At 67.0% G+C, this 26,035-nt stretch carries 17 protein-coding genes; 5 read left to right on the top strand and 12 right to left on the bottom strand.

Annotated elements, in window-relative coordinates; all coding sequences use genetic code 11:
- Positions 1-37 precede the first annotated feature (37 nt).
- The gene (locus BES08_RS22770) at positions 38-2,527 is read right to left on the bottom strand and encodes a PstS family phosphate ABC transporter substrate-binding protein (protein ID WP_231958336.1); all 2,490 of its coding nucleotides are present in this window, start codon (positions 2,525-2,527) and stop codon (positions 38-40) included.
- Between the two features lie 205 nt (positions 2,528-2,732).
- Between BES08_RS22770 and BES08_RS22765 the strand changes: the two genes are divergently transcribed.
- From BES08_RS22765 to BES08_RS22750, 4 genes are all read left to right on the top strand, one after another.
- Positions 2,733-3,407 (top strand): response regulator transcription factor, encoded by a 675-nt coding sequence (locus tag BES08_RS22765; protein ID WP_008828745.1) that lies wholly within the window; start codon positions 2,733-2,735, stop codon positions 3,405-3,407.
- Positions 3,391-4,788 carry a sensor histidine kinase gene (locus BES08_RS22760; protein ID WP_036528384.1) on the top strand — a complete coding sequence of 466 codons (1,398 nt, stop codon included), beginning with the start codon at positions 3,391-3,393 and terminating at the stop codon, positions 4,786-4,788. The genes BES08_RS22765 and BES08_RS22760 overlap by 17 nt, the downstream gene beginning before the upstream one ends.
- Positions 4,785-5,849: an ABC transporter substrate-binding protein gene (locus tag BES08_RS22755; protein WP_036528386.1), complete on the top strand. Its 1,065-nt coding sequence runs from the start codon at positions 4,785-4,787 to the stop codon at positions 5,847-5,849. The genes BES08_RS22760 and BES08_RS22755 overlap by 4 nt, the downstream gene beginning before the upstream one ends.
- 112 nt (positions 5,850-5,961) lie before the next feature.
- Entirely contained in the window at positions 5,962-7,179 is a 1,218-nt protein-coding gene (locus BES08_RS22750) for a PstS family phosphate ABC transporter substrate-binding protein (protein ID WP_008828742.1), read from the top strand.
- A gap of 45 nt (positions 7,180-7,224) precedes the next feature.
- On the opposite strand, the gene BES08_RS22745 is transcribed toward BES08_RS22750, so the two are convergent.
- The 5 genes from BES08_RS22745 to BES08_RS22725 form a co-directional block, all read right to left on the bottom strand.
- Positions 7,225-7,866: a YjbE family putative metal transport protein gene (locus BES08_RS22745; RefSeq protein ID WP_036528388.1), complete on the bottom strand. Its 642-nt coding sequence runs from the start codon at positions 7,864-7,866 to the stop codon at positions 7,225-7,227.
- A gap of 65 nt (positions 7,867-7,931) precedes the next feature.
- Positions 7,932-9,338: an efflux transporter outer membrane subunit gene (locus tag BES08_RS22740; RefSeq protein ID WP_081799147.1), complete on the bottom strand. Its 1,407-nt coding sequence runs from the start codon at positions 9,336-9,338 to the stop codon at positions 7,932-7,934.
- 5 nt (positions 9,339-9,343) lie between these two features.
- Positions 9,344-12,499 carry a multidrug efflux RND transporter permease subunit gene (locus BES08_RS22735; protein ID WP_036528391.1) on the bottom strand — a complete coding sequence of 1,052 codons (3,156 nt, stop codon included), beginning with the start codon at positions 12,497-12,499 and terminating at the stop codon, positions 9,344-9,346.
- 6 nt (positions 12,500-12,505) lie between these two features.
- Positions 12,506-13,666 (bottom strand): efflux RND transporter periplasmic adaptor subunit, encoded by a 1,161-nt coding sequence (locus BES08_RS22730; protein ID WP_036528393.1) that lies wholly within the window; start codon positions 13,664-13,666, stop codon positions 12,506-12,508.
- 4 nt (positions 13,667-13,670) lie between these two features.
- Positions 13,671-15,014, bottom strand: coding sequence for a CitMHS family transporter (locus tag BES08_RS22725; RefSeq protein ID WP_069709467.1), 1,344 nt, complete (start codon positions 15,012-15,014; stop codon positions 13,671-13,673).
- A 349-nt stretch (positions 15,015-15,363) separates the two neighbouring features.
- Here BES08_RS22725 and BES08_RS22720 point away from each other — a divergent pair, with 349 nt between their 5' ends.
- On the top strand, positions 15,364-18,003 hold the full coding sequence (locus tag BES08_RS22720; RefSeq protein WP_069709466.1) for a TonB-dependent receptor domain-containing protein: 2,640 nt from the start codon (positions 15,364-15,366) through the stop codon (positions 18,001-18,003).
- Between the two features lie 8 nt (positions 18,004-18,011).
- Here the strand turns inward: BES08_RS22720 and BES08_RS22715 are convergent, their stop codons facing one another.
- The 6 genes from BES08_RS22715 to BES08_RS22690 all read right to left on the bottom strand — a co-directional run bounded on the left by BES08_RS22715 (position 18,012) and on the right by BES08_RS22690 (position 26,034).
- Complete coding sequence (locus tag BES08_RS22715; RefSeq protein ID WP_069709593.1) at positions 18,012-19,358, bottom strand: HAMP domain-containing sensor histidine kinase; 1,347 nt, start codon at positions 19,356-19,358, stop codon at positions 18,012-18,014.
- Positions 19,359-19,371: 13 nt separating this feature from the next.
- Complete coding sequence (locus BES08_RS22710) at positions 19,372-20,046, bottom strand: response regulator transcription factor (RefSeq protein WP_008830052.1); 675 nt, start codon at positions 20,044-20,046, stop codon at positions 19,372-19,374.
- Positions 20,047-20,055: 9 nt separating this feature from the next.
- Positions 20,056-21,438: an efflux transporter outer membrane subunit gene (locus BES08_RS22705; protein ID WP_036530353.1), complete on the bottom strand. Its 1,383-nt coding sequence runs from the start codon at positions 21,436-21,438 to the stop codon at positions 20,056-20,058.
- The gene (locus BES08_RS22700; protein ID WP_036530351.1) at positions 21,435-24,536 is read right to left on the bottom strand and encodes an efflux RND transporter permease subunit; all 3,102 of its coding nucleotides are present in this window, start codon (positions 24,534-24,536) and stop codon (positions 21,435-21,437) included. Before BES08_RS22700 ends, BES08_RS22705 begins: the two co-directional genes overlap by 4 nt.
- On the bottom strand, positions 24,536-25,516 hold the full coding sequence (locus BES08_RS22695; RefSeq protein WP_036530349.1) for an efflux RND transporter periplasmic adaptor subunit: 981 nt from the start codon (positions 25,514-25,516) through the stop codon (positions 24,536-24,538). Before BES08_RS22695 ends, BES08_RS22700 begins: the two co-directional genes overlap by 1 nt.
- A gap of 98 nt (positions 25,517-25,614) precedes the next feature.
- Complete coding sequence (locus tag BES08_RS22690; protein WP_036530345.1) at positions 25,615-26,034, bottom strand: hypothetical protein; 420 nt, start codon at positions 26,032-26,034, stop codon at positions 25,615-25,617.
- Position 26,035 lies beyond the last annotated feature (1 nt).

Genomic DNA, 26,035 nt, shown 5'->3' with positions numbered 1-26,035 from the left:
GCAGCGCAAATGTTGGGGCTAGTGCGCTGCAGCTGCGTCAGGATCCTTCGGACGAGTCCGGCGGCAGGTAGATGTCAGGCTTCTTCGCAGGCTTGGGCGCAACGACCTGCGGTGTCACCACGTCGAGCTTTTCCATCTGCGCCCGCGCGACCTTGGCCGTCAGCGGCAGCCACTTGCCGTCGGCCTGGACGATCTCCTGACCCTCCCGGCTCAGGACAAAGCGCAGGAATTCCTTGAGCCGGGGCTCCATCGGCTGGCCTGCAAGCTGGTCCGCATAGGCATAGACGCCGAGACCCAGTGGATAGCTGCCCTGCTGCACGGTATCGAGGCTGGGCTTGACGAACGCCTTGCCCTTTGCGTCCGAGATCGGCACCACGCGCGTCCCCGCCGCCGCGAAGGTCGAGGGCGCGAAGGTGATCGCGCAAGGGTCCTCGGCGACGATCTTCGCGCGGTCCGCGCTCGGCACGGTCCGGCTCTTGTCCGCGTTCAGCGCGAGCGGAACTTCCCGCGCGGTGTCGTTCCAGATATTGCCGCCCGCCAGCACCTTGCGCTCGAACACCGACATCAGGTGATACTTGAGCGGCGGGATGACCACGTTGATCGGCTTGTTGGCGCAGTAGCCCGTGACCCCGGCCTGCGCCCAGGTCCGGATGTTCTGGTCCGCACCGCGCCCGGCCTGACGGCGCCAGGTCGTACCGGCCCAGCCGCCGCGACGCGGTCCTCCGAAGATGCCGTCGAGCTGCTTCACGCTGAGGCCCTTGATCGGGTTCTTTGCGTTCACCAGGATCGCGAACGCGGGGCTCCAGCCCGAAACATCGGCCGACCCGGTCGCGATCTGTATCTCGCGCGGGGAGCGTTCGTGCTTCATCTGGAAGTTGTAGTATTCGCCCGCGAAGTAGGTCGTCCACTTGCGGCCCATCGAGACATCGACCTGCCCCGAATTGAGATCGCCGTCCTTGAATTCGAACTTGACGCCCGGGTGCAGCTTTTCGAAGGCAGCGACCAATGCCGGGCCGACCTTGCTGGCCATCATCTGCCCACTCGCGGGCATGCGGATCACGCCTGATACCTGCGCGCCCGGCTTGTAAGCGGGCAGGCCCGAAAGGTCGAACCGCTTCGTGTAGTACGCCTGCGTAGCCGAAACCTTGCCGGTTTCGTCGGGGCTTTCGCCTTCCCACTTCTTGGGCGCGATCATGTCGGTCTGCAGCCCGAGTTCGCGCTCATCGACCTGCGGGCCGATGGCATCGAGCCTGGCGATCATCTCGCGCGCGTGCGAGGCCGGGACGGTGAACCACTTGCCATCGCGCTGGATCGCATCCTGCCCTTCCCGGCTGAGCATGAAGGTAAGGAATTCCTTCACCAGCGGATTGAGCGGTTTGCCCGGCGCAAGGCGCGCCTGCGCCCACTGCTCGATGAACAGCGGATAGCTGCGGTCGCGCAGCGACTGCTCGGTGATGGCCACGAACGGCCCCGCCTTGGTGGCCGCAAGCGGCAGCGCCCTCACGCCGGGAATCGACGAGCCCATGTCGCTGAACACGATGCCGTACTTGTCGGCAGCCATGTCCTTCACCATTTCGACCGACGAGGTGTACCGGGTATAGTCCGGGTTCATCTCGTGCGAATACTCCATGGTATTCTCGTTCCAGATGTCGCCGCCCTGGAACACCTTGCGCTCGAAGCCGAGCTGGATGTTGTACTTGAGCGGGCGGCCGTAGATGTGGATGGGCTTGTCCGCCCATTCCCCGGTCAGGCCCAGTTGGCCCCAGGTCCGCAGGTTCTTGTCCGCTCCCCGCGCCGAGCCCGGATCCCAGGTCGTGCCCTTCCAGCCGCCGGTCCGCGCGCCCGCGAAGATGCCGTCGAGCTGGTCGACCGACATGTGCGCGATCGGGTTGTCCTTGTGCACGAAGATGACGAAACCGGGGCTCCAGCCCGGAACGTTGTATGATCCCGTCGCCCAGTCCACCTCGAAGATGCGCTGCTTGGTCGAGCGCTCGTATTCCGACACTTCGCGCAGGCGGTCGGCGATGCGCGGGCCGGTCTGGATGTCGACCTTGCCAGACGCGATCGTGCCTTGCTGGACGATCTCGACCTTCACGCCCGGCTGGAACTTCTGGAACGCCGCGACCCACTGATCCTTGATCAGCCCGTCGTGCAGGTAAAGCCCGGAAATGCGGATCGTACCGGAAAGCTGCTGCTTGGGCGCATAGGCCGGATAATCGTCCATCGGCGCCAGTTGGGTATAGAATCGCTTCTTGGCGCGCGCGTCGGTCCGCGCGTTGTGCTCGCCGCGAATGACGAGGTTTTCGAGCATCCCGTCGCCCAGCCGGTCGATGATCTGCTGGTAGCTCTCGCCGGTCGCGCGCTTGTCGTCCTGTGCGTGCGACGGCGCCGGCGGCGCGGTGTCCTGAGCCTGCGCCGCTGCGAGCCCGCAGAGCATGACGGCCCCGATCGCGTAGCGCGAACTTGCGGCCAGCGCGCGGCTGGTCGAGCGATGTACAGCAGCAGTTCTTCCAGACCTGGAAGTCATGTCTCTCTCCCGATTATTGCCCCTGACGACGCATCGCGCCGTCTGTCAATGGACCCCGTTCTGCCGGACGAAGCTGTCAACGAGCCGTCATTGCGGCGCAGCATCGCGGAATTTCTTCACAAGCGAAATTTGCCGCCGCTCAGGTCTTGAACTGAGCATGCAAACAGCCCCATGCTGCGCAGCAATTGCGTAAGGGAGAGAACGATTGCGCATTCTTCTGGTTGAGGACGACGAGGATGTTGGCGACGCCATCGCAAGGCGGCTGCGCGGCGACGGCCACGCTCTCGACTGGCTCAAGGACGGCGAGGAAGCCGACGACGTGCTGAAATACCAGCCGTTCGACCTCGTCATCCTCGATATCGGACTTCCCGGGATGGACGGCTTTTCCGTCCTGCAGGGCCTGCGCAGCCGGGGAGACCGGTGCCCGGTCCTGATGCTGACGGCGCGATCGGATATCGAGGATCGTGTCACCGGGCTCGATGTCGGCGCCGACGATTACATGTCCAAGCCGTTCGATTTCCGGGAACTGGATGCGCGGTGCCGTGTGCTGCTGCGCCGCACCCAGTCCGTCACCACCAGCACCACGACATTGGGCAAGCTGGTGTTTGACCGCAGCGCCAAGCGCGCGCTGCTCGACGATATCCAGGTACACCTGCCCAACCGCGAGTACCGGCTGCTCGAAATCCTGATGGGCAACATCGGCAAGGTGCTGACCAAGGAGCAGATCGGCGCGCAACTGTTCGACTTCGACGACGACGCCGGGGCAAATGCCATCGAACTCTACATCGGCCGCCTGCGCCGCAAGCTGGGGGAGGCGCTGACGATCAGGACGGTGCGCGGCATGGGCTACGTGGCCGAGCCCAATGACGCGAACGCCTAGGACGTTCTCGCTCCGCCTGCGCCTTGCGGCGGGCATGGCGGCGCTTTTCCTGGTCGGCATGCTGGGGCTCTACGCTGCCGCGTTCGCGTTCGGACGCACCGCTGCGGACAGATTGTACGACCGGCTGCTGGCCAGCGCGGGACGCTCCATCGCGGAAACGCTCGTCGTGACCAACGCCGGCTTCGACGTCGACATACCGTATTCGGCATTCGAAACGCTCGGCGCGGCCCCGGAGGATCGCGTGTTCTACCGTGTCTTCGACGACGCCGGGCACACCGTCACCGGCTATGGCGATCTCCCGCTGTCCCCGGTCGCCCCGCGCGCCAGCGCCTATCGCCCCGATGCGACGTTCTTCACTGCGGACTATCGCGGCGAGCCAGTCCGTTTCGTCACCGTCGGGCGCAAGCTGGCAAGCGTGGACGCGCCCTCGAACCTGCGTCCGGTCTGGGTCGAGGTGGGCCAGACCCGGCGCGCCCATAGCGCGCTGGTCCATGAACTCGTGCTCCGGTCGCTTTTCCCGATCGCCTTCATGACGATCGTGGGCCTGCTGATCATGTGGTTCGGGGTAGGCCATGCCCTGCGCCCGCTCACACGGATCGGCGACGAACTGTCCACCCGCGCGCCGACCGACCTGCATCCGATCAGCGCCCCGGTCCCTTCCGAAGTGGTGCCCCTAGTCTCCGCGATCGACGGCTTCATGGAGCGCCTGCGGCTCAACATCCACACCTTGCGCAGTTTCGTCGGCGAGGCCGCGCATCAGTTGCGCACGCCGCTCGCCGCGATCCGGGCGCAGGCGCAGGTCGCGGACCGGGCGGATGCGAAAGATCTCGGCCGCAGCCTCGACGCGGTCGAGCGCAATGCAGCGAAGCTGACCCGGCTCGTGAACCAGATGCTCAGCGACGCGACGATGAGCCATCGCTCGGACACGCTGGCTTCCGAGCGGTTCGACGTGATCGACGTGGTGCGCGAAACCGTCCATGAAATGACCGCCTTTCGCCAGGACGGCACGTGCGACCTGACGATTGCGATCGACGAAGCCCCGGCGCAGGGCGATCCGCTCATGCTTGCAGAAGCGCTGCGCAACGTCGTCGACAATGCCTGGGTCCATGGAGGAGGTGAAGCCGAACTCGGCCTTCGCCTGGAGGGCGAGACTTACCTAATCGACGTCGCGGACCGGGGCCGGGGCATCTCGGACCCTATGAAGGAGGCAAGTTTCGAGCGCTTCGTCCAGGGCGCGCAGCCCCGTGGCGGTGCCGGTCTGGGCCTCGCCATCGCCCGCCGCGCGGTGAACAGCCATGGAGGGACGATCGCACTGCTCGACCGGCCAGGCGGAGGTCTCATCGTGCGCATCGGCATTCCGGCATTGGTGCAAGAGGCATGAGCAGGCGACCGGTCATCATTGCCGTCGTCGTGCTGGCGGTCGCGGCGGCGCTTGCCGCCACCATCTTCCCGGTTTCGCACGGCGGCAGGGCTCCGCGCTCGAAGGTGATCGTGCTGGGCACCAGCGGGGAGAGCCTTCTCGCTCCGGCCATCCGGGCATTTCACCAGAAAAATCCTTCGACGACCATCGAGTATCACGAGATGGACGGCCTCTCCATCTACCGCAAGGTCGCCGATGATCTGGCGAAAAGGCGCAGCGGGGCGGATTTCACGCTCAGCACTTCGATGGATCTGCAGGTCAAGCTCGTCAACGATGGTGCATCCAGTCCTCATGTCTCGCAGAATGCCGCCGCGCTCCCGCCTTGGGCACGCTGGCGCAACGAGGCTTTTGGCGTCACTTTCGAGCCCATCGTCATGGTGTTCAACACGAACGTCATGCATGGTCGCACCATCCCGCGCTCACGTTCCGAACTGCTGGAGGCGATCGCAGCCGACCCCGCTTTCTGGCGCGGCAGGATCGGCACTTTCGACCCTCGCCGCAGCGGCACCGGCTACCTGATGCTGTCGCAGGATTATCGCCAGTCCGGCGACGCGAGTGCCCTGTTCCGTGCCTTCGGTGAAAGCGGGGTCTTCCTCGACGAAGACAGTTCCGCCATCTTCCGCAGGCTGGACCGGGGCGAGCTGGCGATGTCCTACAACAGCCTGAGCAGCTACGCGCGGCGGCGGCAGGCTGCTGGGGCGCCGCTCGAGATCGTGTTCCCGCACGAATTCACCCTCGCCATCCTGCGCACCGCCGTCATCCCGCGCAACGCGGCAAACCCGCAGGGCGCGCATGCCTTCCTGGAATTCCTGCTCTCGCCGGAAGGCCAGCGCGCGCTCTCGCGCAATACAGGGTTCTACGGCATCCGCGAGGATGCGGTCACCGGCGGCATCGGCATCACCGAATCGGGCATCGTCCGTCCGGTGCCGCTTGGGCCGGGCTTGCTGGTCTACCTCGATCAACACAAACGACGGCGCCTGCTGGAAAACTGGGACAGCCTGATGGAACGGCAGTCCCCCTGAAGAAAGCCCGCGTCACGCCGTTGCTGCGCTGCAATGTCAGGTGGATGATAGGTTGAACTGCCATCCTGACCGGCAGGCACGTATCGTGTCGCCATTGTCAGGAGAGGATACCATGAAATTTTTGGCGTTGACTGCCGCGCTGTTGCTGTCGGCGGCACCATCGGCTTCGATCGCGGCCGAGCAAGGCGCGCAGCCGGAAACCACCCGCGATGCGGACGCCCTGTCGAAGGCCCGTGCGATCGGCACCAAGATCCGCAAGGTGAAGAAATTCTACGAGCCCCAGTTCGATATCTCCGGGCTCGAATCCTACAAGCCGCAGCAGCAGGTCTCGGGCACGATCCGGCAGTGGGGTAACAACTACATCAAGGATTCCGGGCTCGTCGATGTCTGGGAAGCCGAGTTCAGGAAGCATCAGCCCGGCATCCAGTTCTCCGACAACCTCTACTCCTCCGCCGTCGGCTTCCCCGGGTTGGTGGCAAACGTCGCGGACCTCGCGCCGATGGGCCGTCAGGCGCTGTGGGACGAACTCAAGGGCTTCGAGCGCGAAGGCGCGGGCGGCGGTGACGACGGCGCGAGTTCGACCGAACTGGTCGAGATCGTCATGGCCACCGGCAGCTTCGACGTGCGCGGCTGGACGTATGCGCTCGGCTTCTTCGTCAACAAGGACAACCCGCTCGCCTCGCTCAGCATGGAGCAGCTCGACGGCATCTTCGGCGCACGGCGCGATGGCGGCTGGGACGGACTGACCTGGCGCACGGACTGGGCGCGCGGACCGGAGAAGAACATCCGGACCTGGGGGCAGCTGGGCCTTAAAGGCAAGTGGGCCGACAAGCCGATCCACGTCTACGGCTACAACGCGAAGTACCACTTCCAGGACGAGATCGACAAGAAGGTGCTCAAGGGATCGTCCAAGTGGAACGAGGACCTGCGCGCCTATTCGAACATCACCGGGCTGAAGAAGGACGGATCGCTGACGGCGGGCGGCGAACTCATCATGAACGCGGTCGCTGCCGACCCTTACGGCATCGGCTATACCGGCATGCCCTTCGCCCAGCCCGGCGGGAAGGTCCTCGCCCTCTCAACCGGCAAGGGCGCCCCGGTTCCGCTGACGCTCAAGACCGTGCAGGATCGCAGCTATCCGCTGCTTCGCGACGTCTATTATTACGTGAAGAAGCAGAAGGGGAAGCCGATCGACCCCAAGGTCAAGGAATTCCTGCGCTACGTCCTCAGCCGTGAAGGCCAGGCGGCGGTGCAGGCCGATGGCAAGTATCTGCCCCTCACCCCCGAGGCCGCGAAGGAACAGCTGGCCAAGCTCGACGCGATCGACTGAGGTCCAACGGCTCCGGCGGTGCATCGCGCCGCCGGAGCTGCTGCCTTATTGCAGAAACGCGGCAAGGCCCCGCTCGGGATCGAGAATGCCTTCGTAGATCATACGCAGCGCCACGAAGAGGATGGCGGCAAGGCCGATATAGGCGATCCAGCGATACCGCTCAATCAGTCGCGCCAGGAAGTTCGCGGCCACGCCCATCAGCACCACGGATAGCACCAGCCCGGTAACGAGCAGGCCGGGATGCTCTCGCGCCACTCCGGCCACGGCCAGGACGTTGTCGAGGCTCATGCTGACGTCCGCCACCATGACGGCCACCGCTGCTGCAGCGAAGGACTTGGGCGCTGCCGGCTTGGCCGCAATCTCCGCATCGTCGCCGGATGCCTGCAGTTCGCGCCAGAATTTCCAGCCGACCCAGAGCAGCAGCAGGCCGCCTGCAAACACCAGTCCCGTCACCTGCAGCAACTGCGTCACCGCAAGTGCGAAAACGATGCGCAGCACCAGCGCCGCCGCGATCCCCATGAGAATGATGCGGTGCCGCCGCGACGGCGAGAAACCCGCCGCCAGCGCCCCGACGACGATGGCGTTGTCGGCGGCAAGGACGACGTCGATCAGCACGATCTGGCCGAGCGATGCCAGCATGACGGGGTCGGCCAGATGCATGGCGTCGGACGCCATGGTATCGAACATGGACAAGGGGATCACCTCGCAGGAATTCGGGGCAGGAAGTCAGTAAGAAAAGCGGTTACGCGCCGTCATTCCCAGCGGGCATCGCCGCCGAGGGCACGGAACAGCGCGACGCGGTTGCTCGCGGCCTCCAGTTCTATGGCGACGATGTCGCGCCGCGCGGAATAGGCGGCGCGCTGGGCGACGAGACTGGAAAGGAACGTATCGACGCCGCGCCGGTATCGGGCATCGGCAAGCGCATAGCCATCTTCGGCGGCCACGGCCTGACGGCGGATCGCGGCCATTTCCGCGTCGATCGTGCCGCGCCGTGCGAGCCCGTCCGCCACGTCGCGAAAGGCCGACTGGATCGACTTTTCGTAAGTGGCCAGCGCCGCATCCCGCTGTGCCTGCGAGAGGCGAACACCCGCCTTCGCCGCGCCCGCCTGGAAGATGGCATAGCTGGCATCCCCCGAACCCGAGTAGCGAAACGCCCCGCCGGTAAAGAGGCCGGAGAGCGCGTTGCTCGCGAAGCCCAGCAGGCCGGTGAGCGAGATGCGGGGGAACATGGCTGCCCGTGCGGCGCCGATCTCGGCATTTTCCGCAAGCATCAGGTATTCGGCCTGGATGACGTCGGGCCGTCGCAGCAGAACCCGGGAATCCACCCCTGCGGGGACCTCCTTTACGCCTTGCGCGGCCTGCTCGATCCGGTCGGGGAGCAGGTCATTCGCGATCGGGCCTCCGACGAGAAGCTGCAGACCGTTGATGTCCTGCGCCAGCGCGGTGCGCTGCCTCGCAACGTCCGCCTCGGCGGTGGCGAGGATCTGCTCCGCCTGTCGCAAGTCCGAGCGCGGCGCGATGCCCCCGTCCAGGCGCGCACGGGTGAGCGCGACGGTCCGCTGCGCACTGGCGACGGTATCGAGCGCGACCTGCAGCAGCGACGCATCGGCGGCATGGGCCAGCCAGCCGTCCGCGATGTCCCCCACGAGCGCGAGCCGCGTGGCGCGGGCGCCCGCTTCGCTTGCGAGATAGCGATTCTGTTCGGCCTCGCTCAGCGATGCCAGCCTGCCGAACAGGTCCAGTTCGAAGGCGGTGATGCCCAGCTGCGCCGAATAGCTCGTACGCGATCGGACCTGCCCGCCGGTCGCGGCGCCCTGATTGCCCAGGGTGCCGTTGTTGCTGCGCGTATGCGTGGCACCGGCGGTCAGGTCGAGCTGGGGCAATTGCTCCGCGCGCTGGATACGAACTTGCGCTCGCGCCGCCATGACGTTGGCGGCGGCGACCTTGAGGTCGCGGTTGCTCTCCAGCGCCTGCTCGATCAGGCTCTGCAGCCGCTGGTCGGCGAAGATGCCGCGATAACCGATTGTTTCGGGCAAGGCAGCTTGCGGTGCGCCATAGGCCGGCCCGCTCGGCCAGGTTTCCGGCACCGGCGGCGCTACCGCCACATCCCGCGGCGCCATCGAGCAGGCCGAAAGCAGCAGCGGCAGGGCGAATTTCATAGGCTTCATGCCATTTCCTCCTGCGGCCGCGCGGGATGCTCCCTGCCGCCCAGCTTGAGCGCGGCTGCCCGCACCAGCACGAAGAAGAACGGGATGTAGAAGATCGCCAGGATCGTCGCGGTGATCATCCCGCCCACGACAGAGGTGCCAATGGCGATGCGGCTGTTCGCGCCCGCGCCGGTGGAAAGCGCGAGCGGGAGGACGCCGAAAATGAAGGCGAAGCTGGTCATCAGGATCGGGCGGAGCCTGACGCGCGCAGCCTCGAAGGCGGCTTCCATCACGCTGCTGCCGCGCTTTTCCGCCTGTTCCGCGAACTCGATCATCAGGATCGCGTTCTTCGCCGCCAGCCCCATCGTCGTCAGCAGGCCGATCTGAAGGTAGATGTCGTTGTCCAGGCCGCGCAAGCTGACGGCCACAACGGCACCTATGAGACCCAAAGGCACCACCAAAAGCACCGCAAGCGGAATCGTCCAGCTCTCGTAGAGCGCCGCAAGGCAGAGGAACACGACGATCAGCGACAGCGCATAGAGCATCGGCGCCTGACCCGACGACAGCCGCTCCTGATAGGACAGGCCCGACCATGCGACCGTCGTGCCGGGGATTTGGGCGGCGAGCTGTTCCATGCGATCCATCGCCTGGCCCGAGCTGTACCCGCTTGCCGCCTGGCCCGAGAATTCAAACGAAGGCAGGCCCTGGAAGCGCGACAGGCTGGTGGGGACCACCGACCAGCTCGTACTGGCGAAGGAGGAGAACGGCACCATTGCGCCGGTCTGCGCGCGGACGAACCACTGGTCGATGTCGGTGGGCTCGTCGCGGTACGGGGCGTCGCCCTGCACATAGACGCGCTTGACCCGGCCACGGTCGATGAAGTCGTTCACGTAGCGCCCGCCCCATGCCGTGGCCAGCGTGGCGTTGACGTCGTCCTGATCCAAGCCTGATGCGGCGATCTTCTGCTGGTCGACGTCGACCTTGAAGGTATCGACGTCCGGCAGTTCGGTCACCGTCACCGCGTTCAGCATCGGGTCGGACGAGGCCAGCTCGAGCAGCTTCGCGCGGGCAGCCGCAAATTCGGCCTGCGGCATCCCGGTGGCGTTCTGCAGCAGCATGGTGAATCCCGCCGACTTGCCAAGACCGCGGATCGAGGGCGGAACCTGCGCGACCGCCTTGGCATCGCGCAGGCTCTTGAACGCCTTGGTCGCCCGCTTGGTGATGGCGTCGGCGGTGTTCTCCTCGCCGCTGCGCTTCGCCCAGTCGGTCAGGTTGAGGAACCCCTGCCCAGTGTTCTGGCCCGAAGCACCGCCGCCGCCCGCATTGAGCAGCATGAGATCGACGTTGTCCTTCTCGTATTTCGCGAAATAGCGCTCGATCTCGTTCTCGACCTCCAGCGTGCGGCCCTGCGTCGCGCCGGGCGGCAGTTCGAAGCGGACGCGGGCGATGCCCTGGTCCTCGTTGGGCAGGAAACCGGTCGGCAGCATCACGAACAGGCCGTAAAGCGCGGCGGAAATCAGAGCGAACACTGCCAGCGAAGCCCACTTGCGCTTCAGCACCGTGCGCGCGCCGGAAAGATACCTCTGCGTGCCGTTCTCGATCGCGGCGTTGAACCTGTCGCCAATCCGGTGCAGCCGCGCAAGCGCCCCCTTGCGCGCCTCACCGCGGTGCTTCTGCCGCAACAGGGTGGCGGTCAGCGCCGGGCTGAGGATCAGAGCCACCAGCACCGACAAGGTCATCGAGGCGACGATGGTGAGCGAGAACTGGCGATAGATCACGCCGGTCGATCCGCCGAAGAACGCCATCGGCAGGAACACCGCCGACAGCACGACCGCGATCGCCACCAGCGCGACCTGGATCTCCTTCATCGACTGGAACGTCGCCTGCCTTGGCGTCAGCGACGGGTTCTCCTCCATCAGACGCTCGACGTTCTCGACCACGACGATCGCGTCATCGACGAGCAGCCCGATCGCCAGCACGAGCGCGAACAGCGTCATCGTGTTGATCGAGAAGCCCGCCAGATAGATGATCCCGAAGGTGCCGAGCAGCACCACGGGCACCGCAATCGCGGGGATCAGCGTGGCGCGCCAGCTTTGGAGGAACACGAACATGACGATGACGACGAGGACGATCGCCTCGATCAGCGTCTTGACCACCTCGTCCACCGACAGCGTGATGAAGTCGGTCGCATCGTTGGCGTAGGCGTACTGCATGCCCGGCGGGAAGGTCTTCGCCACCTTCTCCACTTCCGCCCTGACCATTTCGGCCGTCTTCAGCGCGTCCGCGCCGGGTGCCAGCGAAATCGCCATGCCCGCGCCGGGGTGGCCGTTCAGGCGGCTGACGGTCTGGTAGCTTTCCGCGCCCAGTTCCACACGGGCGACATCGGCCAGCCTGATCGTCGCGCCGCTCGGCTGGGTCTTGACGATGATCGCGGCGAACTGCGCCGGGGTCTGGAGCCGCGACTGCGCGGTTACGGTGGCGTTGAGCATCTGCGTGCGCGGCTGCGGCTGGCCGCCGATCTCGCCCGCTGCCACTTCGGTGTTCTGCTTGCGGATGGCGTTGATGATGTCGGACGGCATGAGCTGGTAGCTCGCCAGCTTCTCCGGGATCAGCCAGATGCGCATGGCATAGGGGGCGCCGAAGACGTCGATGTCGCCCACGCCGCTGACCCGCGCGACGGTGTCCTGCACGCGCGAGGTCAGGAGATCGGAGACGTCCTGATTGGTGAGCCGGTCGGTCTCGTCATAGACAGTGACGATCATCAGCAGGTCGGGATTGGACTTGGTGACGCGCAGCCCCTGCTGCTGCACTTGCGTCGGCAGGCGGGGCAGCGCCTGCTGCACCTGGTTCTGCACCTGCACTTGCGCGGTATCGGGATCGACGCCCTTCGCGAACGTCGCGGTGATGACGGCCTGCCCGCGCGAACTCGACGTGGAGGAGAAGTAGAGCAGGTGGTCCACGCCGGTCAGCGTCTGCTCGATGACCTGCGTGACGCTGTTCTGCAGCGTCTCGGCATTGGCGCCGGGATAGCTGGCGCGAATGTTTACCTGCGGCGGGGCGACGTCCGGGTACTGCGCGATCGGCAGCCCGGCGATCGCGAGCCCGCCCGCAAGCATGGTGAGGATGGCGATGACCCAGGCGAGAATGGGCCGCTTGATGAAGATGCTCGACATGGCGGGTCAGGCGCCCTTCTTCGTCTTCTTGGGCGCCACCTTCTGCGGCTCGGATGCGGGCACGGGCTTCACGGCGATGTCCGGCCGGATATTGCCGAGGCCCTGGATGATCAGCCTGTCGCCGGGCTTGAGGCCCGAGGTGACGACCCAAGAGGTGCCTTGCGCGGAAGGCACGACGACCTTGCGCTCCACCGCCTTGTCACCCTCGACCACGTAGACGCTGGCGGCGCCCCGAGGATCGCGGCGCAGGGCCTGCTGGGGGATCAGGAAGGCCCTGGAATTGACCTGCTGGACGAAGCGGGCGCGCACGAACATGCCCGGCAGCAACACGCCGTCGGGGTTGGGGAACGATGCCCGCAAGGTCACCGTCCCGGTGGTGGGATCGACGATGACTTCGGAGAACGCGATCTTGCCGGGCAACTCGTAGTCGCTGCCGTCTTCCAGCTTCAACCGCACGGAGGCGTCGCCGGGGGTCGATCCATCGGCAAGCGCGCGGCGCAGGCGCAGCAGTTCCGCGCTCGACTGCTGGATATCGACGAAGACCGGATCCATCCGCTGGATCACCGCCAGCGGCTCGGCCTGATTGGCGGTGACCAGTGCGCCCTCGGTAAAGAGCGAGCGGCCGATGCGGCCTGAGATCGGCGCGGGGACACGGGTGAACTGGAGGCTGACTTGGGCCGAGCGCAGGCGCGCCTGTGCCTGCGCGACGGCGGCGCGGGTCTGGCGGGCCTGCGCCGCCGCGTTGACGTAGTCCTGCCGCGCCACCGCTTCCATGTCGGCGAGCGGCTTGTAGCGATCGGCGAGTTCCCGGGCGGAATCGGCGCTTGCCATCGCGCTGTTGCGGTTGGCCACGGCCTCGTCCACCGCCGCCGAATAGACGCGCGGGTCGATCTCGTAGAGGGTCTGCCCCTTGGTGACCAGGCTGCCTTCCTTGAAGAAGCGGCGGCGCACGATACCGGCCACTTGCGGGCGCACCTCGGACATCTGCAGCGCGCTGACGCGGCCCGCCAGTTCGGTGTCGACGGGCACGCTGGTCGGCTGGACGACCACGAAGCCGACGGTCGGCGGCGCCTTGTCCTTCTTGCCTTCGTCCTTGCCGCAGGACGACAGGAGCAGGCAGGCGGGCGCGAGGGCAAGCAGCCCGGTTCCAACGACGATGCGCGTCATCGCCTTACCCTTGAGCGCCGAAGAAGGGAAACAGGCCGAGGCCCAGCGAGGCGACGAGCATCAGCACGCAGATCACCGTCGCCCACTTGAGCGTGAACTTCTGGTGATCGCCGAACTCGACCCCGGCAAGGCCGACCAGCAGGTAAGTCGAGGGGACCAGCGGGCTCAGCAGGTGCACCGGCTGGCCGATCAGCGAGGCGCGGGCCATCTCCAGCGGCGCGATGCCGTAAGCATGCGCCGCGTTCGCCGCCACCGGCAGGACGCCAAAATAGAACGCGTCGTTTGAAATGAAGAACGTCAAAGGCAGGCTCGCCAGCGCCACGATCGGGGCGAGGAACGGACCGGCCTGCGGCGGGATGAGCGCGAGGAGGCTGTTGGACATCGCCTCGACCATGCCGGTCTCGCCCAGGATGCCGGTGAAGATGCCCGCCGCGAAGATCAGCGAGACGACGGCGATGACGTTGCGGGCATGACCGGCGATCCGCGCGCGCTGGTCCTCGAGGCGGGGATAGTTCACAAGAATGGCGATGGCGAAGCCGATCATGAACATGATCGAGAGCGGCAGCACCGCGAAAACCAGCCCGGCGAGCAGGCCGATCGTCAGCAGCGCGTTGAACCACAGCAGGCGGGGGCGCTTCAGCGCGGCGTCGGCCGTGTCGGTCGGCTCGATGAGCCCGGCAGGGACGGCGCTTTCGGGCAGGCGCGCGCCGCCGGTCGCCGCGAGGCGTGCACGCTCGTGCTTGCCCAGGATATAGGCGAGCGCAATCACGCCCAGCACGCCGATCGCCATGACCGGGATCATCGGCATGAAGACCTCGCCCGGCTCGACATGCAGCGCACTCGCCGCGCGGGCCAGAGGGCCGCCCCAGGGCGTGAGGTTCATCACGCCGCCCGCAAGGATGGTCACGCAGGTGAGCTTGAGCGGGTCCATGCCGATGCGCCGGTAGAGCGGCAGCATCGAGGCGACGGTGATCATGTAGGTCGTCGAACCGTCGCCATCGAGCGAAACCACGGTGGCCAGCACCGCCGTGCCGACCAGGATCTTCACCGGGTCGCCGTCGACAACCTGGACGATGCGCCGCACCACCGGATCGAACAGGCCCACGTCGATCATCAGACCGAAATAGAGGATCGCGAACATCAGCATGATGCCCGTCGGCGCCAGCTTGGTAATGCCGGCCAGCATCATGTCGCCCAGCTCCTTCCCGCCGAACCCCGCGACGAGCGCGAAGACGATCGGGATCAGGGTCAGCGCCACCAGCGGCGACAGCCGCTTGAGCATGATGAGGGTCATGAAGGTGACGACCATGCCAAATCCGAGCACGGTCAAAAGTGTATCGCTTGCCATCTTAGCCTGCCGCTCCCTGGTCGGCGCATCGGCGCGCGACCTTATCGGTTGTGGTGTGCCGTTCTGGCGAGAAATCCTGTCAGCGAGCCGTCATTGCAGCGCAGCACCATCAAAAATCGTGCGGCCCGCCGCAATGTGCAGGCGAATTGCCGGCGTAATCCTTTGATTTTCTCCCGCTCTGTTCGCTATCGAGCAAACAAGCGGAAACATTTTTAGTGATGCTGCAGCGCAATGATGGCTGATTGACAGGATCAGCCGCGAAAAGGGCTCATCCAATATGCGTTTGGGAGCGCATGCCCGGCACGCCATCAAGAGAAAGGCGCCGGGAGGGGGAGAGGAGCTTAACACGATGTACGGCCAGCCGGATTCCGCCGATCTGTTCAACGCCAGCCGCAGCAAGGTTTCGTTTGCCGCACGCAAGGCCAGGGCGCGCCTTGCGTTGCTGTCCTGTGTCGCGGTGGGTGCATGGCATCCAGTCATGGCCGAGGCCCAGACAGTGACGCCGCCGGACCAGACCGTCGCGATCGCTGGTCCGCAGATCCCCGGAGAGTCGTCGACCAGAAGCGTGCTGATCGAAAAGACGAAGAAGAAATCGAAGAAGTCGGTCACCTTCGAAAACCCGGCCGAAGACGGCACTTTCGGTGACATGGGGCCGTTCTTCGGCTTCTCGACCTTCAACGGCCGCGAGATCACCGGTTCCAACAATTTCCGCGACATCTCCTTCCGCCAGTTCCCGATCGAACTGCAGAAGGAAGTCGGCTACCGCAGCTTCTACGGGGCGGACCAGGTCGAGGGCGCGCTGTTTGGCCTCACCACCAGCGAGGCGCTGCGACCGCTCGACCTCAAGAAGGCGCGCTTCCAGGCCGACCTCAGGGGCATATACTCGTCCTACGCCGACCGCTCCGGCCAATCGCCCGGGCGCAGGCTTTCCGCCTCCTACGTCGATCAGTTCGACACCGGGATCGGGCGCATCGGTTTCTCCGCCGGCGTCATGCTGAACGATTCCTTCCTGCCCAAGGACTTCTACAAGGGCACCACCGCCGTGAAGCCGTGCAACAGCATAGGCCCGACCGCGAGCGGCAACTGCACGTACGATCCCAATTCGACGAATGCGCTCTACTTCCCGACGGGTTCGCACACCTTCCGCCAGCAGCGCTCCGACGAAGAGCAGCGCGCCTATTTCGCGACGATCCAGTGGCAGCCCAACGAGAAGTGGGACATCATGATCGACGGCGAACGGTCCAGCCGCATCCAGTCGCGCTATCGCAGCGAATTCGCGCTGACCGAAGGTTTCCGCTCGCTCACCCCGCTGGAAATCGCCCCGAGCGGCGCGCCGCTGCGCTTTTCCGGCGAGACCAAGCTAGAATCGCTGGGCTTCGCCCGAACCCGTGACGAGAAGTACACCGGCTACGGCATCAACGTGCGGTTCCGTCCGACCGAACGGCTCGAAATCCGCACCGATCTGTCCTATTCGCGCACCGAGCGCAGCCAGACCGACATCTCGGCCAGCGCCTCGACCAACGACCTGGTCGGCCCCGGCGGCCGCATCGGCTACACGCTGGACCTGAGCCATGGCGGCGTCCCCTATATCGAGTTCGCGACACCGATCGATCTGAGCGATCACAGCCTGTTCACCGCCTCCGCCGCCGCAAGGCGCGGGCGCGACACGCGCAGGGATGCGATCAAGGCCTGGCGCACCGACGTCATCTACGAGCTTGGCGGCCTGCTCGAAACGATCCGGCTGGGTGCCCGCTACTCCGAGCACAAGCGCCATGGCCAGTTGCTGACCTACCAGAGCGACGGCATCCCGGAAGCGAACGTGCAGGCCGGCAACGCCAGCTGCCGCCGCGGCCCGATCACGACCGACTTCCTCGCCGACAGCGGCACCAACATCAACAGCTGGGCAGTATTCGACCCGGCCTGCCTCTACACCGCCTTTACCGGCAACACCGACTACGACATCCCTCTCGCCCGAAAGTCGGGCGGCGAGCAGGACGTCTCGGAAAAGATCCTTGCCGGCTACATCATGGGTAACTTCAAGGGCGAGCTTGCCGACCTGCCGGTCCACGGCAACATCGGTCTTCGGGTCACCCAGACCCGCCGCACGACGCGGGTGGCGCGCTATACCGGCAGCCCCGATCCGATCATCGACCGCTCCGGCTCGCTCGTGGACTTCCTGCCGAGCGCCAACGTCGTCGTGGAAGCGGGACGCGGGCTGGAGATCGAAGGCTCGGTGTACCGCACGCTCCTGCGCAGCGCGATCGACGGGTTCAACCTGCGCCGCGTCATCGCCGGTCCTTCGGGCACGATCGAGCGGCAGGACCCTGTCAAGGCATGGAACATGGACCTTTCCCTGCGCTACAGCCCCGCGCCGGACACCGCGATTTCGCTCGATGCCTACTACAAGTTCCTAAGCAGTTCGGCCTGGCCGGGTGACCTCATCATGCCCGGCGGCCCGGTGCTGAACCCGGCGCTGCGGGCAGACAGCCTGAAGAAGTCCTATATCCGCGGCGCCGCCGTATCGCTGCGCCAGACCTTCTCGATGCTGCCCGCGCCGCTGGACGGACTGGCGCTGGAGGCGAGCTATTCCTTCACCGACAGCAACTTCCGCTTCAACGATCCTTCGGCCACCGACCCGGCCAATCCGCTCTACCTGTTCGTGCCGCCATCGGGCGTACCGGGCCTGTCGAAGCACGCGGTCAACCTGTCGGGAAGCTGGGAAAAGGGCAACTTCGGGATCGGCGCGACATACGAGTATCGCTCGGGCTTCCTGCGCCCCACCGGCCTGACGGCCAACCGTGTGCTGGGGCCGACCAACTACCTCAACGCCTACGTATCATACCGGATCGACGATCACATGCAGCTTCGCCTGGCGGCACTGAATCTGACGAACGAACACGAAGTGCTCTACCGCCCTGTCGCCGATGCCGCTGCGCAGACCAGCTACTTCGGCCAGACATTCTCGCTGAGCCTGAAGCTGCGGTACTGAATTGCTCGTCACCCCCGGATCCTGATCTCGACGGCAAAGCCGTGCCGATCGTCGAGGATCCGGGCATCGCCGCCATGGGCCAGGGCGATAGCCCGCACCATTGCCAGCCCAAGCCCGTGCCCCGGCGTCGAACGCGCCGCTTCCGCGCGGGCGAAGCGGTCGAACAGGCGGGCTCTGTGCTGCGCCGGAACCCCCGGCCCGTCGTCGGCGACGGTCACCTTCACCCCGCCCTTTACCCGTTCGCCGCTGATCGTCACGCCGGTGCCCGCAGGCGTGTGCCGCAAGGCGTTGTCGAGCAGGTTCGCAAGGGCCTGGTTGAGAAGGCGCCGGTCGCCCTCCACCTGCATCTCCTGCACCAGTACGAGGTGCAGCGAACGCCCACTGTCCTCGAAATCGGGGCGATAGCTCTCCGCCATCCTTTCGAGCAACGTGGAGAGGTCAAGGCGTTCGCGCGGAAGCCGCTCGCTCATGCCCTCGATCTCGGCGATGCGCAGCAGGGCGGAGAAGATCTCCAGCAGTTCGGCTGCCTGCGCGCGGGCGCTTTCGAGCCGTTCCGATCGGACCTCCTCATCGCTCTCCTGCGCGGCCTGGTCGAGGCTGGAACACAGCCGGGTCAAAGGCGTGCGCAAGTCGTGCGCGACGTCGCTGGAGACTTGCCGCAAGTTCTCCATTAGCCCCTCGATACGGTCCAGCATCGCATTGAGAGTGCCCGCGAGCCGGTCGAATTCACTGCCCGATCCGTCACGCGGGACGCGCCGGGCAAAGTCGCCGCCGATGATCGCCCGCGCGGTCGCGTCGATGCGCTCCAGCCGGTGCTGCGTCAGCCAGCCGATGATCCCGGCGGCGACCGCGCCGACCACCAGCAATGCTGCAAGGGCCGCTGCGAAAAGGGCAGCAAGCGTGCGGTCGATCTCGTCGAGGCCGGAACGGTCGGCTGCAACCACCAGCATGCCGCCCGCCACTTTCGTCGTCAGCGCCTGCGCAATGCCGGTGTCCGGCTCGCCGGACTTGCGATAATGCAGGAACTCCTCGAACCCGACTTTCGAAGGCACTTGCGCCTGCAGCTTTCCCGCGACCCGGTTCCCTGCCTCGTCCACAAGCAGGTAGTCGAGGCTTGCAGTGGACCGGGATGCCTCGCGCCGCTCGATGGCGGAGGCGATCGCGGGCAGTCCGTGCCTGTGCGCCTCCGCCAGCAACCCCGCGGTCTCGGCGGAGATGCGGTGGTCGAGCTGTTGCTCCAGCGCCTCGTGCGTGACTTCATACGAGATCGCCCCGATCCCCACGATGGCCAGCGCGAAGACGAGACCGACGATGGCGACAAGCCCGGTCGTCGTCTTCCATGCCTTCCCCAACATCACAGTATCCACATCATCCGGGCCGCATCATGTAGCCCGAGCCGCGAACGGTCTCGATCGCGTCCTCCTCGAACCCGGCGTTCAGCTTGGAGCGCAACCGGCTCATGTGCGTGTCGACGATGTTGGTCTTGGGATCGAAGTCGAAATCCCACACCCGCTCCAGCAGCATCGTGCGCGTCACCACCCGGCGCGGGTTGCGCATCAGTTCGGCCAGCAGGCTGAATTCGCGCGGTTGCAGGGCCACGCGCCTGCCGCCCCTCTCGACCGTGCGGCTGTCGAGGTCCAGCACGATGTCGCCGACGCTGAGCCGCCGCGCCTCGATCCGGGCGTGGGTGCGCCGCCCCAGCGCATTGATCCGCGCGCTGAGTTCGGAGAATGCGAAAGGTTTGACGAGGTAGTCGTCCGCGCCCGCCTCCAGCCCGTTCACCCGGTCGGCGATGCTGCCGAGCGCGGTAAGCATCAGCACCGGCGTCGCATCGCCGGTCGCCCGCAGCGCCTTGAGCAGCGAGAGCCCGTCGAGCCCCGGCAGCATCCGGTCCACGACGACGACGTCGAACCCGCCACCGGCGGCATGGTATAGCCCCTCGGTCCCGTCCGAAGCGAGCATGACGGCGTGGCCCGCCTCCTCCAGCCCCTTGGCGATGAAGCGCAGGGTGTCTTGGTCATCTTCGACGATCAGGATTCGCATGCTGCCAGCCTAGCGCGCCTGCGCCCCGCCGCGCCAGCCACCTCCGAGCGCGCGGAACAGTGTTACCTCTGCCTGTGCGAGCGCCATGTCGCTCTGCACCCGGGCGAGCCGGGCGGTGGCGAGGGTGCGCTCCGCATCGACCTGCAGCAATCCTGCAGCATCGCCATAGCGCACGCGAGCGGCGGTGCGCCGTGCATAGGCCTGCGCCTGGCTCGCTGCCTCGGCAAGATCACGGTTGCGGCGCATCTCCGCATCGTAGCTGGCGAGGCCGGTCTCGACCTCGCGCAGCGCCTTGAGCATAGCGACGTCCCACCCGGCCAGCGCCGCCTGTTCGAACGCGAGGGCCTGCGCCATCTTTGCGCGCGCCGGGGCCATGTTGGGGAAAGCCCAGCTGATCAGCGGCGAGGCGACCGCATCGAACCCGCCCGCCAGCAGGCCGAGCGCGCCGCCGAGATTGACTTTGGGATAGAAGTCCGCCCGCGCCACGCCCACCCGGGCGCTGGCGGCGGCCAGCTTGCGCTCCGCCTCGCGCACGTCGGGGCGGCGCAGCAGCAGCGCGGTGCCGTCGCCCACGGGCAGTGCACCCTTGAGGCGCGGCGCAGCCTCGCAGGCCAGCGCGAACCCGCGCGCCTCCGCCGGGGGACGCCCCTGCAGCGTGGCGATACGGTAGAGCGCGTTCAGCCGCTGCGCCTCGAAAGGCGCGACCGCCGCGCGCGACGATGCCGACAACGCGGTGACTTGCGAGACTTCCAGCGGCGAGACCTCGCCTGCGGCCAACTGCTCCTTCACCAGCGCCACCGAGCGATCCTGCGCGGCGGCGACCGACTTGGCCTCGGTAATGGCGCGGGAGGCAGCACAGAATTCGACATAGGCCTGTACGGTATCGGCAACCACCGCCACCCGCACGCCGTCGAGCGCAGCGGCCTGCGCTTCGGCATCGGCGCGCGCGGCGAGTGCCCCGGAGCGCAGGCGGCCAAACAGGTCGATGTCCCAGCTGGCGGTCGCGGCGATGTCCCAGTCGCTGGCGGAGACCGAGGCGGCGCTCGGCTGGTTGCTGGGATTGTCCAGCGTCAGCGCACTTTCCACCGTGGTCGTCGGCAAGCGCGCCGCCTGCGCCTGCCGCAAGGCCGCGCGGGCGCCGTCGAGGTTGGCGTAGGCCACGCGCAAGTCGGCGTTGGCGGCAAGGCTGGCCATGACGAGCGCGTCGAGCTGCGGGTCGTCGTAGAGCCGCCACCAGTCTTCCGGCACCGGCTCTATCGAGGCGACCGGAAGCGCCGCGAAAGCGCCGCCCGCAGCGGGCGGAACCACGGTCTTCGGAGGCGTCCCCGCACCCATGCAGGCCGACAGGGCAAGCGCCAGCAGCGGCGCGGCGAGCGAAATGCGGCGCGTCATGCCAGGACCTCCTGAGCCTGAGCGGGCGGCGTGCGCTTCTCCTCGCCGTAGCGCGCATAGAGCGCGGGCATCAGGAACAGGTTGAGCACGGTGGAGGACAGCAGGCCGCCGAGGATGACGATGGCCATCGGGTGCTCGATCTCGTGCCCCGGGGCATTCCCCGCGACGATCAGCGGCACCAGCGCCAGCCCAGCGCAGGCCGCCGTCATCAGGATGGGCACCAGCCGCTCCTCCGCCCCGCGCAGGACGAGGTCGCGGCCGAACGCCATCCCCTCTTCGCGTTCGAGATGGCGGTAGTGCGAGAGCAGCATGATCCCGTTGCGCGCGGCGATGCCGATCACAGTGACGAAGCCCACCAGCGAGCCGAGCGAGAGCACCCCGCCCGTCAGCGCCACCGCAACGACCCCGCCGACCAGCGCGAACGGCAGGCTCACGCCCACCAGCGCGGTGATCCGGCGCGAGCGGAACTCGATCCACACCAGCAGCAGCACGCCCATCAGGCACAGCGCCCCGGTGGTCCAGAGCCGCTGGCGCGACTCCTTTAGCGCGGCATATTCGCCCAGCACTTCGGGGTGATAACCGCTGGCGAAGCGCACTTTGGCGACGGCCGCCTCGACCCCGCGCGCCACCGTGCCGAGATCCGCACCCGACACGTTGAGCGTCACGTCGAGCCGGCGCTGGCCGTTCTCGCGCTTCACTTCGTTGGGCGCGGGCACCACTTCGACATCGGCGATGTCGGCGAGGCGTACCGGGGCACCGGCCGGCGACTGGATCATCAGATCGCGCAGGGCGTGGATATTGCCGCGCACTGCGGGCTCGCCCCATAGCGCGACGTCGAAGGCGCGCTGGTCGCGGTAGATCTCGCCGACCTTCTGCTGGGCCACCAGCGTCTGCGCCTGACGGCGCACTTCGCCCGCCGTCAGGCCGAACCGCCCCAGATCCTCGGGACGCGGGCGGATGCGCAGCTGGGCGACCAGCACCTGGCTCTCCAGCTTGAGGTCCGCCACGCCGGGAATACCCGAAACCGCATCGCGCACGCGCTGCCCGGCGGCGCGCAGTTCCTCCTGCTCGGGGCCGTAGATGCGCACCACCACGGTGGCACCGGCGCCGGTCAACACTTCCTTGATGCGTTCGCGCAAGTACGTCAGCACATCGCGGAACAGGCCGGGGTAGCCGTCGACCACTTCCTTGATCTTCGCGACCGAGCCGTCGTAGTCGGCCTTTTCGTCGAGGCTGATCCACAGTTCGGTGAAGTTCGGGCCGACGACCTCGTCCGCCTGCTCGGCGCGGCCGATGTGCGCGCCGAAATTGCGCACGCCGGGGATCGAGCGCAGTTCCTTCGACGCGCGGATGGTTATGCGGTCCATCGCCTCGATCGAGGTGCCCGGCTTCTCGACGAAGTGCATCAGGAAATCGGTTTCGCGAAAGTCGGGCAGGAACTGGTCCTTGAAGGTCATGTAACCCAGCCCTGAAAGCAGCAGGCCGCCCGCCACCACGCCGATCGCCGCTCTGGGGCGCACCACCGCGCGTGGCAGGATGCGGGCGTAGCGGCCCTTGAGCCAGCCGACGAAGCGGGTGTCGCGCTCCTCGGTCAACGGCGCGCGGGGCAGCAGCAACAGGCACATCGCGGGGGTCACCGTCAGCGCCACCAGCAGCGAGGCCCCGATCGCCAGCACGTAAGCGATCGCCAGCGGCTGGAAGAACGTCCCCGCCAGCCCGCCGAGGAAGAAGATCGGCAGGAACACCAGCATCACGATGAGCGAGGCAAAGACCACTGCCGAGCGCACTTCCAGCGAGGCGGCGAGGACCACCTCGAAAGCCGATTTCCGATGCTCCGCCTCGCGGTTGAGGCGCAGGCGGCGAGCGATGTTCTCGACGTCGATGATGGCATCGTCCACCACTTCGCCCAGCGCGATGACGAGGCCCGCGATCACCATGACGTTGATCGTCGCCCCGCTCCACAGCAGCACCAGACCGGCACCGAGCAGCGACAGGGGAATCGCCGTCAGGCTGATGACCGCCTGCCGCCAGTCGCGCGTGAACAGGAACAGCACCGCCGCCACCAGCGCGCAGCCGATCAGCAGGGCGCGGGTCAGGTTGTCGATCGAGCGCTCGATGAAGGTGGCCGGGCGGAAGATCGTGGTATCGATCTTCACGTCGGTCAGGCCCGGCTTCAGCTCGGCGATGGCGGCCTCGACCGCGCGGGTCATCTCGAGCGTGTTGGCGGTCGGCTGCTTCTCGACGATCAGCATGATGCCGGGCACGTCGTCGATGATCGCGTTGCCGATCGGCGGCGCATGGCCGTCGATCACGCGGGCGACGTCGGACAGGCGGACGGGAGCGTTGCCGGACTGCCTGACGATCGCCTGACCCAGCTGGGCGGCGTCCTGCACCATGCCCGCCTGCTGCACGGCGATGCGCTGGTTGGGGGTATCGACGAAGCCGCCCCCGCCCACCAGCACCGCATCGCCCGTAGCGGCGCGCACTTCGGTAAGGGTCACGCCCGAGGCGCGCAGGCGGTCGGGATCGACGAGCACCTGCAACTGCCGGTCGCGCTGGCCCCAGACCGCCACGTTGGCGACGCCGGGCACGGCCATCAGCCGGGGGCGGATCGTCCAGCGCACCAGTTCGGACAGCTTCATCTGGTCGAGTTTGGTGGAGGTCAGCCCGATCTTCATCGCGCGGCTGGTCGAGGACAGCGGCGGCATCAGCACCGGCTGGCGCGCGGCCAGCGGCAGGCGCGCCTGCACTTGCGCGATGCGCTCGCCGACGATCTGCCTTGCACGCATGACGTCGGTGCCGCGATCGAACAGGATCTGGACGGAGGACAGGCCGAGCACCGACTTGGAGCGCAGCGTCATCAGGTCCGGCACTCCGTTCACCGCCGTCTCGATCGGCACGGTGACGAGGCTTTCGACTTCCTCGGTGGACAGGCCGGGCGACTCGGTCTGGATCTCGACCATCGGCGGGGCGAACTCGGGGAACACGTCGAGCGGGACATCGCGCCCGGCGCGGATGCCGAGGACCACCAGCAGCGCCGCAAGGGCGAGCACGAGGACGCGCTGGACCAGCGCGAAGCGAACGAGACCGGCCAGCATCAGTGCGCCGCCCCGAACTCGGTGCCGAAGAGCTCCGCGGTGCCGACGGTCACGACCAGCGCCCCGGCCTTGAGCCCCCGCGCGAGCAGCGCCTGGCCGCCGCTTTCCGAGGCGACCTCCACGCGCTGGCGCACGAAAGCATCGGCACCGGTCTTCCGGTAGACCCATTCGCCGCCGTAGATGTCACGCACGATGGCCGAGGACGGGACCGATAGGCCCTGCGTGCGCCCGGCCAGAGGCAGTTCGACCGCGACGCGCTGACCGACGCGCAAGGCGCGGTCGCCGTTGTTCACGGCATAATAGAGATCGACGGTGCCCGCCACGCTGTCGGCGGAGGGCGGCGCCTGGACCGGGCGTGCACTCCTGCCTTCTCCGTTCCCGCCGAGCGGGTGGATCATGGCCTCGCTCCCGCGCAGCACCGCGCCAACGTCACTGGCGAAGACCGATGCGCGAACCCAGAGCGTCGATTGGGTGCCGAGCGTCGCGACCGCCGGGCCGAGCAGCCTGCGCTGCTGGCGCGCGGCGCCGAGCGCGGCCTGCGCGGCGGCATGGGCGGCAGCGGCCTCGTCACGGGCGCGCACGCTTCCGGCTTCCTCACGCACGAGGGCCTCGGCGCGGGTCAGGGCAATGCGGGCGAGCCGGGCCTGTGCCTCGGTGCGCGCCACTTCGCCGTCGGCCACCGCCTGCTGCGATCCGACCTGCTGCAGGTTGGTGAGCGAGTTGACGGGCACGCCGCCCGCGCTCGTCGGCGGCACCACGATCTCGCCGGTCACCTGCCGCGTCTGCGCGGCCGAACCGCCGCCCACCGTCGTGGTCTTGATGCCGAGGCGCTGCTGGGCCTTGGGCGTCAGGGTGAGTTTGAGCAGTTCGGCTTCGTTCGCGATCAGCTCCGCATGGGCGGGCGGCGTGGATGGCTTGGATGCCGTTTGACCGCAGGCGGACACGGCGAGCGGCAGGATCAGGAGAGCAAGATGGCGCATGCCCAAGGCGCTAGCAGACGCACATTGGGCGATTCTGGAGGCAACCATACAAAATCCCAATGTTCGAAAGGACGATGATCAAGGCTGGTCGCCGCTCCTCAGTGCAGATGATCCTGCGCGACTGTGGGCGCGGGCGCGTTCCTGCTGCGCCACGCACGCTTTCGCCGGGTCGAGCCGCCGGGAGATATCCGCGCGACGTTGCGATATTCGAGCCTGCCGCCATATCCGGCAAGACGCTCCGCCCCGCGTGCAAGATGGCGCAGCAGTTGCGGATCGAGATCCAGCGCCAATATCGCGCGCTGGCGCTGGAGCAGCGCCAGACAGCCGAGCAACGTCGCCTCGTCATCGCCCAGATAAGGGCAGTCGAGGGCGGAGATGACCATCCCCGCCCCCTTCGCCGCACGCGCAAGCCGGACGAAATCCCGGCAGTCGTCCGACCCGAGGCGTGCCGGTCGGCAGCCCCGGATCAGGTCGATCGCCAGTTTCTCGATCGGCGACAGTTTAGCGACGTGGATCATC

Source organism: Novosphingobium resinovorum, assembly GCF_001742225.1.
Lineage (GTDB): Bacteria > Pseudomonadota > Alphaproteobacteria > Sphingomonadales > Sphingomonadaceae > Novosphingobium > Novosphingobium resinovorum_A.
The sequence above is the reverse complement of the archived record's forward strand: the minus strand, read 5'-3'. Positions and strand labels throughout refer to the sequence as shown.

Excerpts from the sequence above, each read along its gene's own strand:
- BES08_RS22770 (WP_231958336.1), bottom strand. The coding sequence starts at position 2,527 with ATGACTTCCAGGTCTGGAAGAACTGCTGCTGTACATCGCTCGACCAGC.
- BES08_RS22760 (WP_036528384.1), top strand. The coding sequence starts at position 3,391 with ATGACGCGAACGCCTAGGACGTTCTCGCTCCGCCTGCGCCTTGCGGCG.
- BES08_RS22755 (WP_036528386.1), top strand. The coding sequence starts at position 4,785 with ATGAGCAGGCGACCGGTCATCATTGCCGTCGTCGTGCTGGCGGTCGCG.
- BES08_RS22750 (WP_008828742.1), top strand. The coding sequence starts at position 5,962 with ATGAAATTTTTGGCGTTGACTGCCGCGCTGTTGCTGTCGGCGGCACCA.
- BES08_RS22745 (WP_036528388.1), bottom strand. The coding sequence starts at position 7,866 with ATGTTCGATACCATGGCGTCCGACGCCATGCATCTGGCCGACCCCGTC.
- BES08_RS22740 (WP_081799147.1), bottom strand. The coding sequence starts at position 9,338 with ATGAAATTCGCCCTGCCGCTGCTGCTTTCGGCCTGCTCGATGGCGCCG.
- BES08_RS22735 (WP_036528391.1), bottom strand. The coding sequence starts at position 12,499 with ATGTCGAGCATCTTCATCAAGCGGCCCATTCTCGCCTGGGTCATCGCC.
- BES08_RS22730 (WP_036528393.1), bottom strand. The coding sequence starts at position 13,666 with ATGACGCGCATCGTCGTTGGAACCGGGCTGCTTGCCCTCGCGCCCGCC.
- BES08_RS22725 (WP_069709467.1), bottom strand. The coding sequence starts at position 15,014 with ATGGCAAGCGATACACTTTTGACCGTGCTCGGATTTGGCATGGTCGTC.
- BES08_RS22720 (WP_069709466.1), top strand. The coding sequence starts at position 15,364 with ATGTACGGCCAGCCGGATTCCGCCGATCTGTTCAACGCCAGCCGCAGC.
- BES08_RS22715 (WP_069709593.1), bottom strand. The coding sequence starts at position 19,358 with ATGTTGGGGAAGGCATGGAAGACGACGACCGGGCTTGTCGCCATCGTC.
- BES08_RS22710 (WP_008830052.1), bottom strand. The coding sequence starts at position 20,046 with ATGCGAATCCTGATCGTCGAAGATGACCAAGACACCCTGCGCTTCATC.
- BES08_RS22705 (WP_036530353.1), bottom strand. The coding sequence starts at position 21,438 with ATGACGCGCCGCATTTCGCTCGCCGCGCCGCTGCTGGCGCTTGCCCTG.
- BES08_RS22700 (WP_036530351.1), bottom strand. The coding sequence starts at position 24,536 with ATGCTGGCCGGTCTCGTTCGCTTCGCGCTGGTCCAGCGCGTCCTCGTG.
- BES08_RS22695 (WP_036530349.1), bottom strand. The coding sequence starts at position 25,516 with ATGCGCCATCTTGCTCTCCTGATCCTGCCGCTCGCCGTGTCCGCCTGC.
- BES08_RS22690 (WP_036530345.1), bottom strand. The coding sequence starts at position 26,034 with ATGATCCACGTCGCTAAACTGTCGCCGATCGAGAAACTGGCGATCGAC.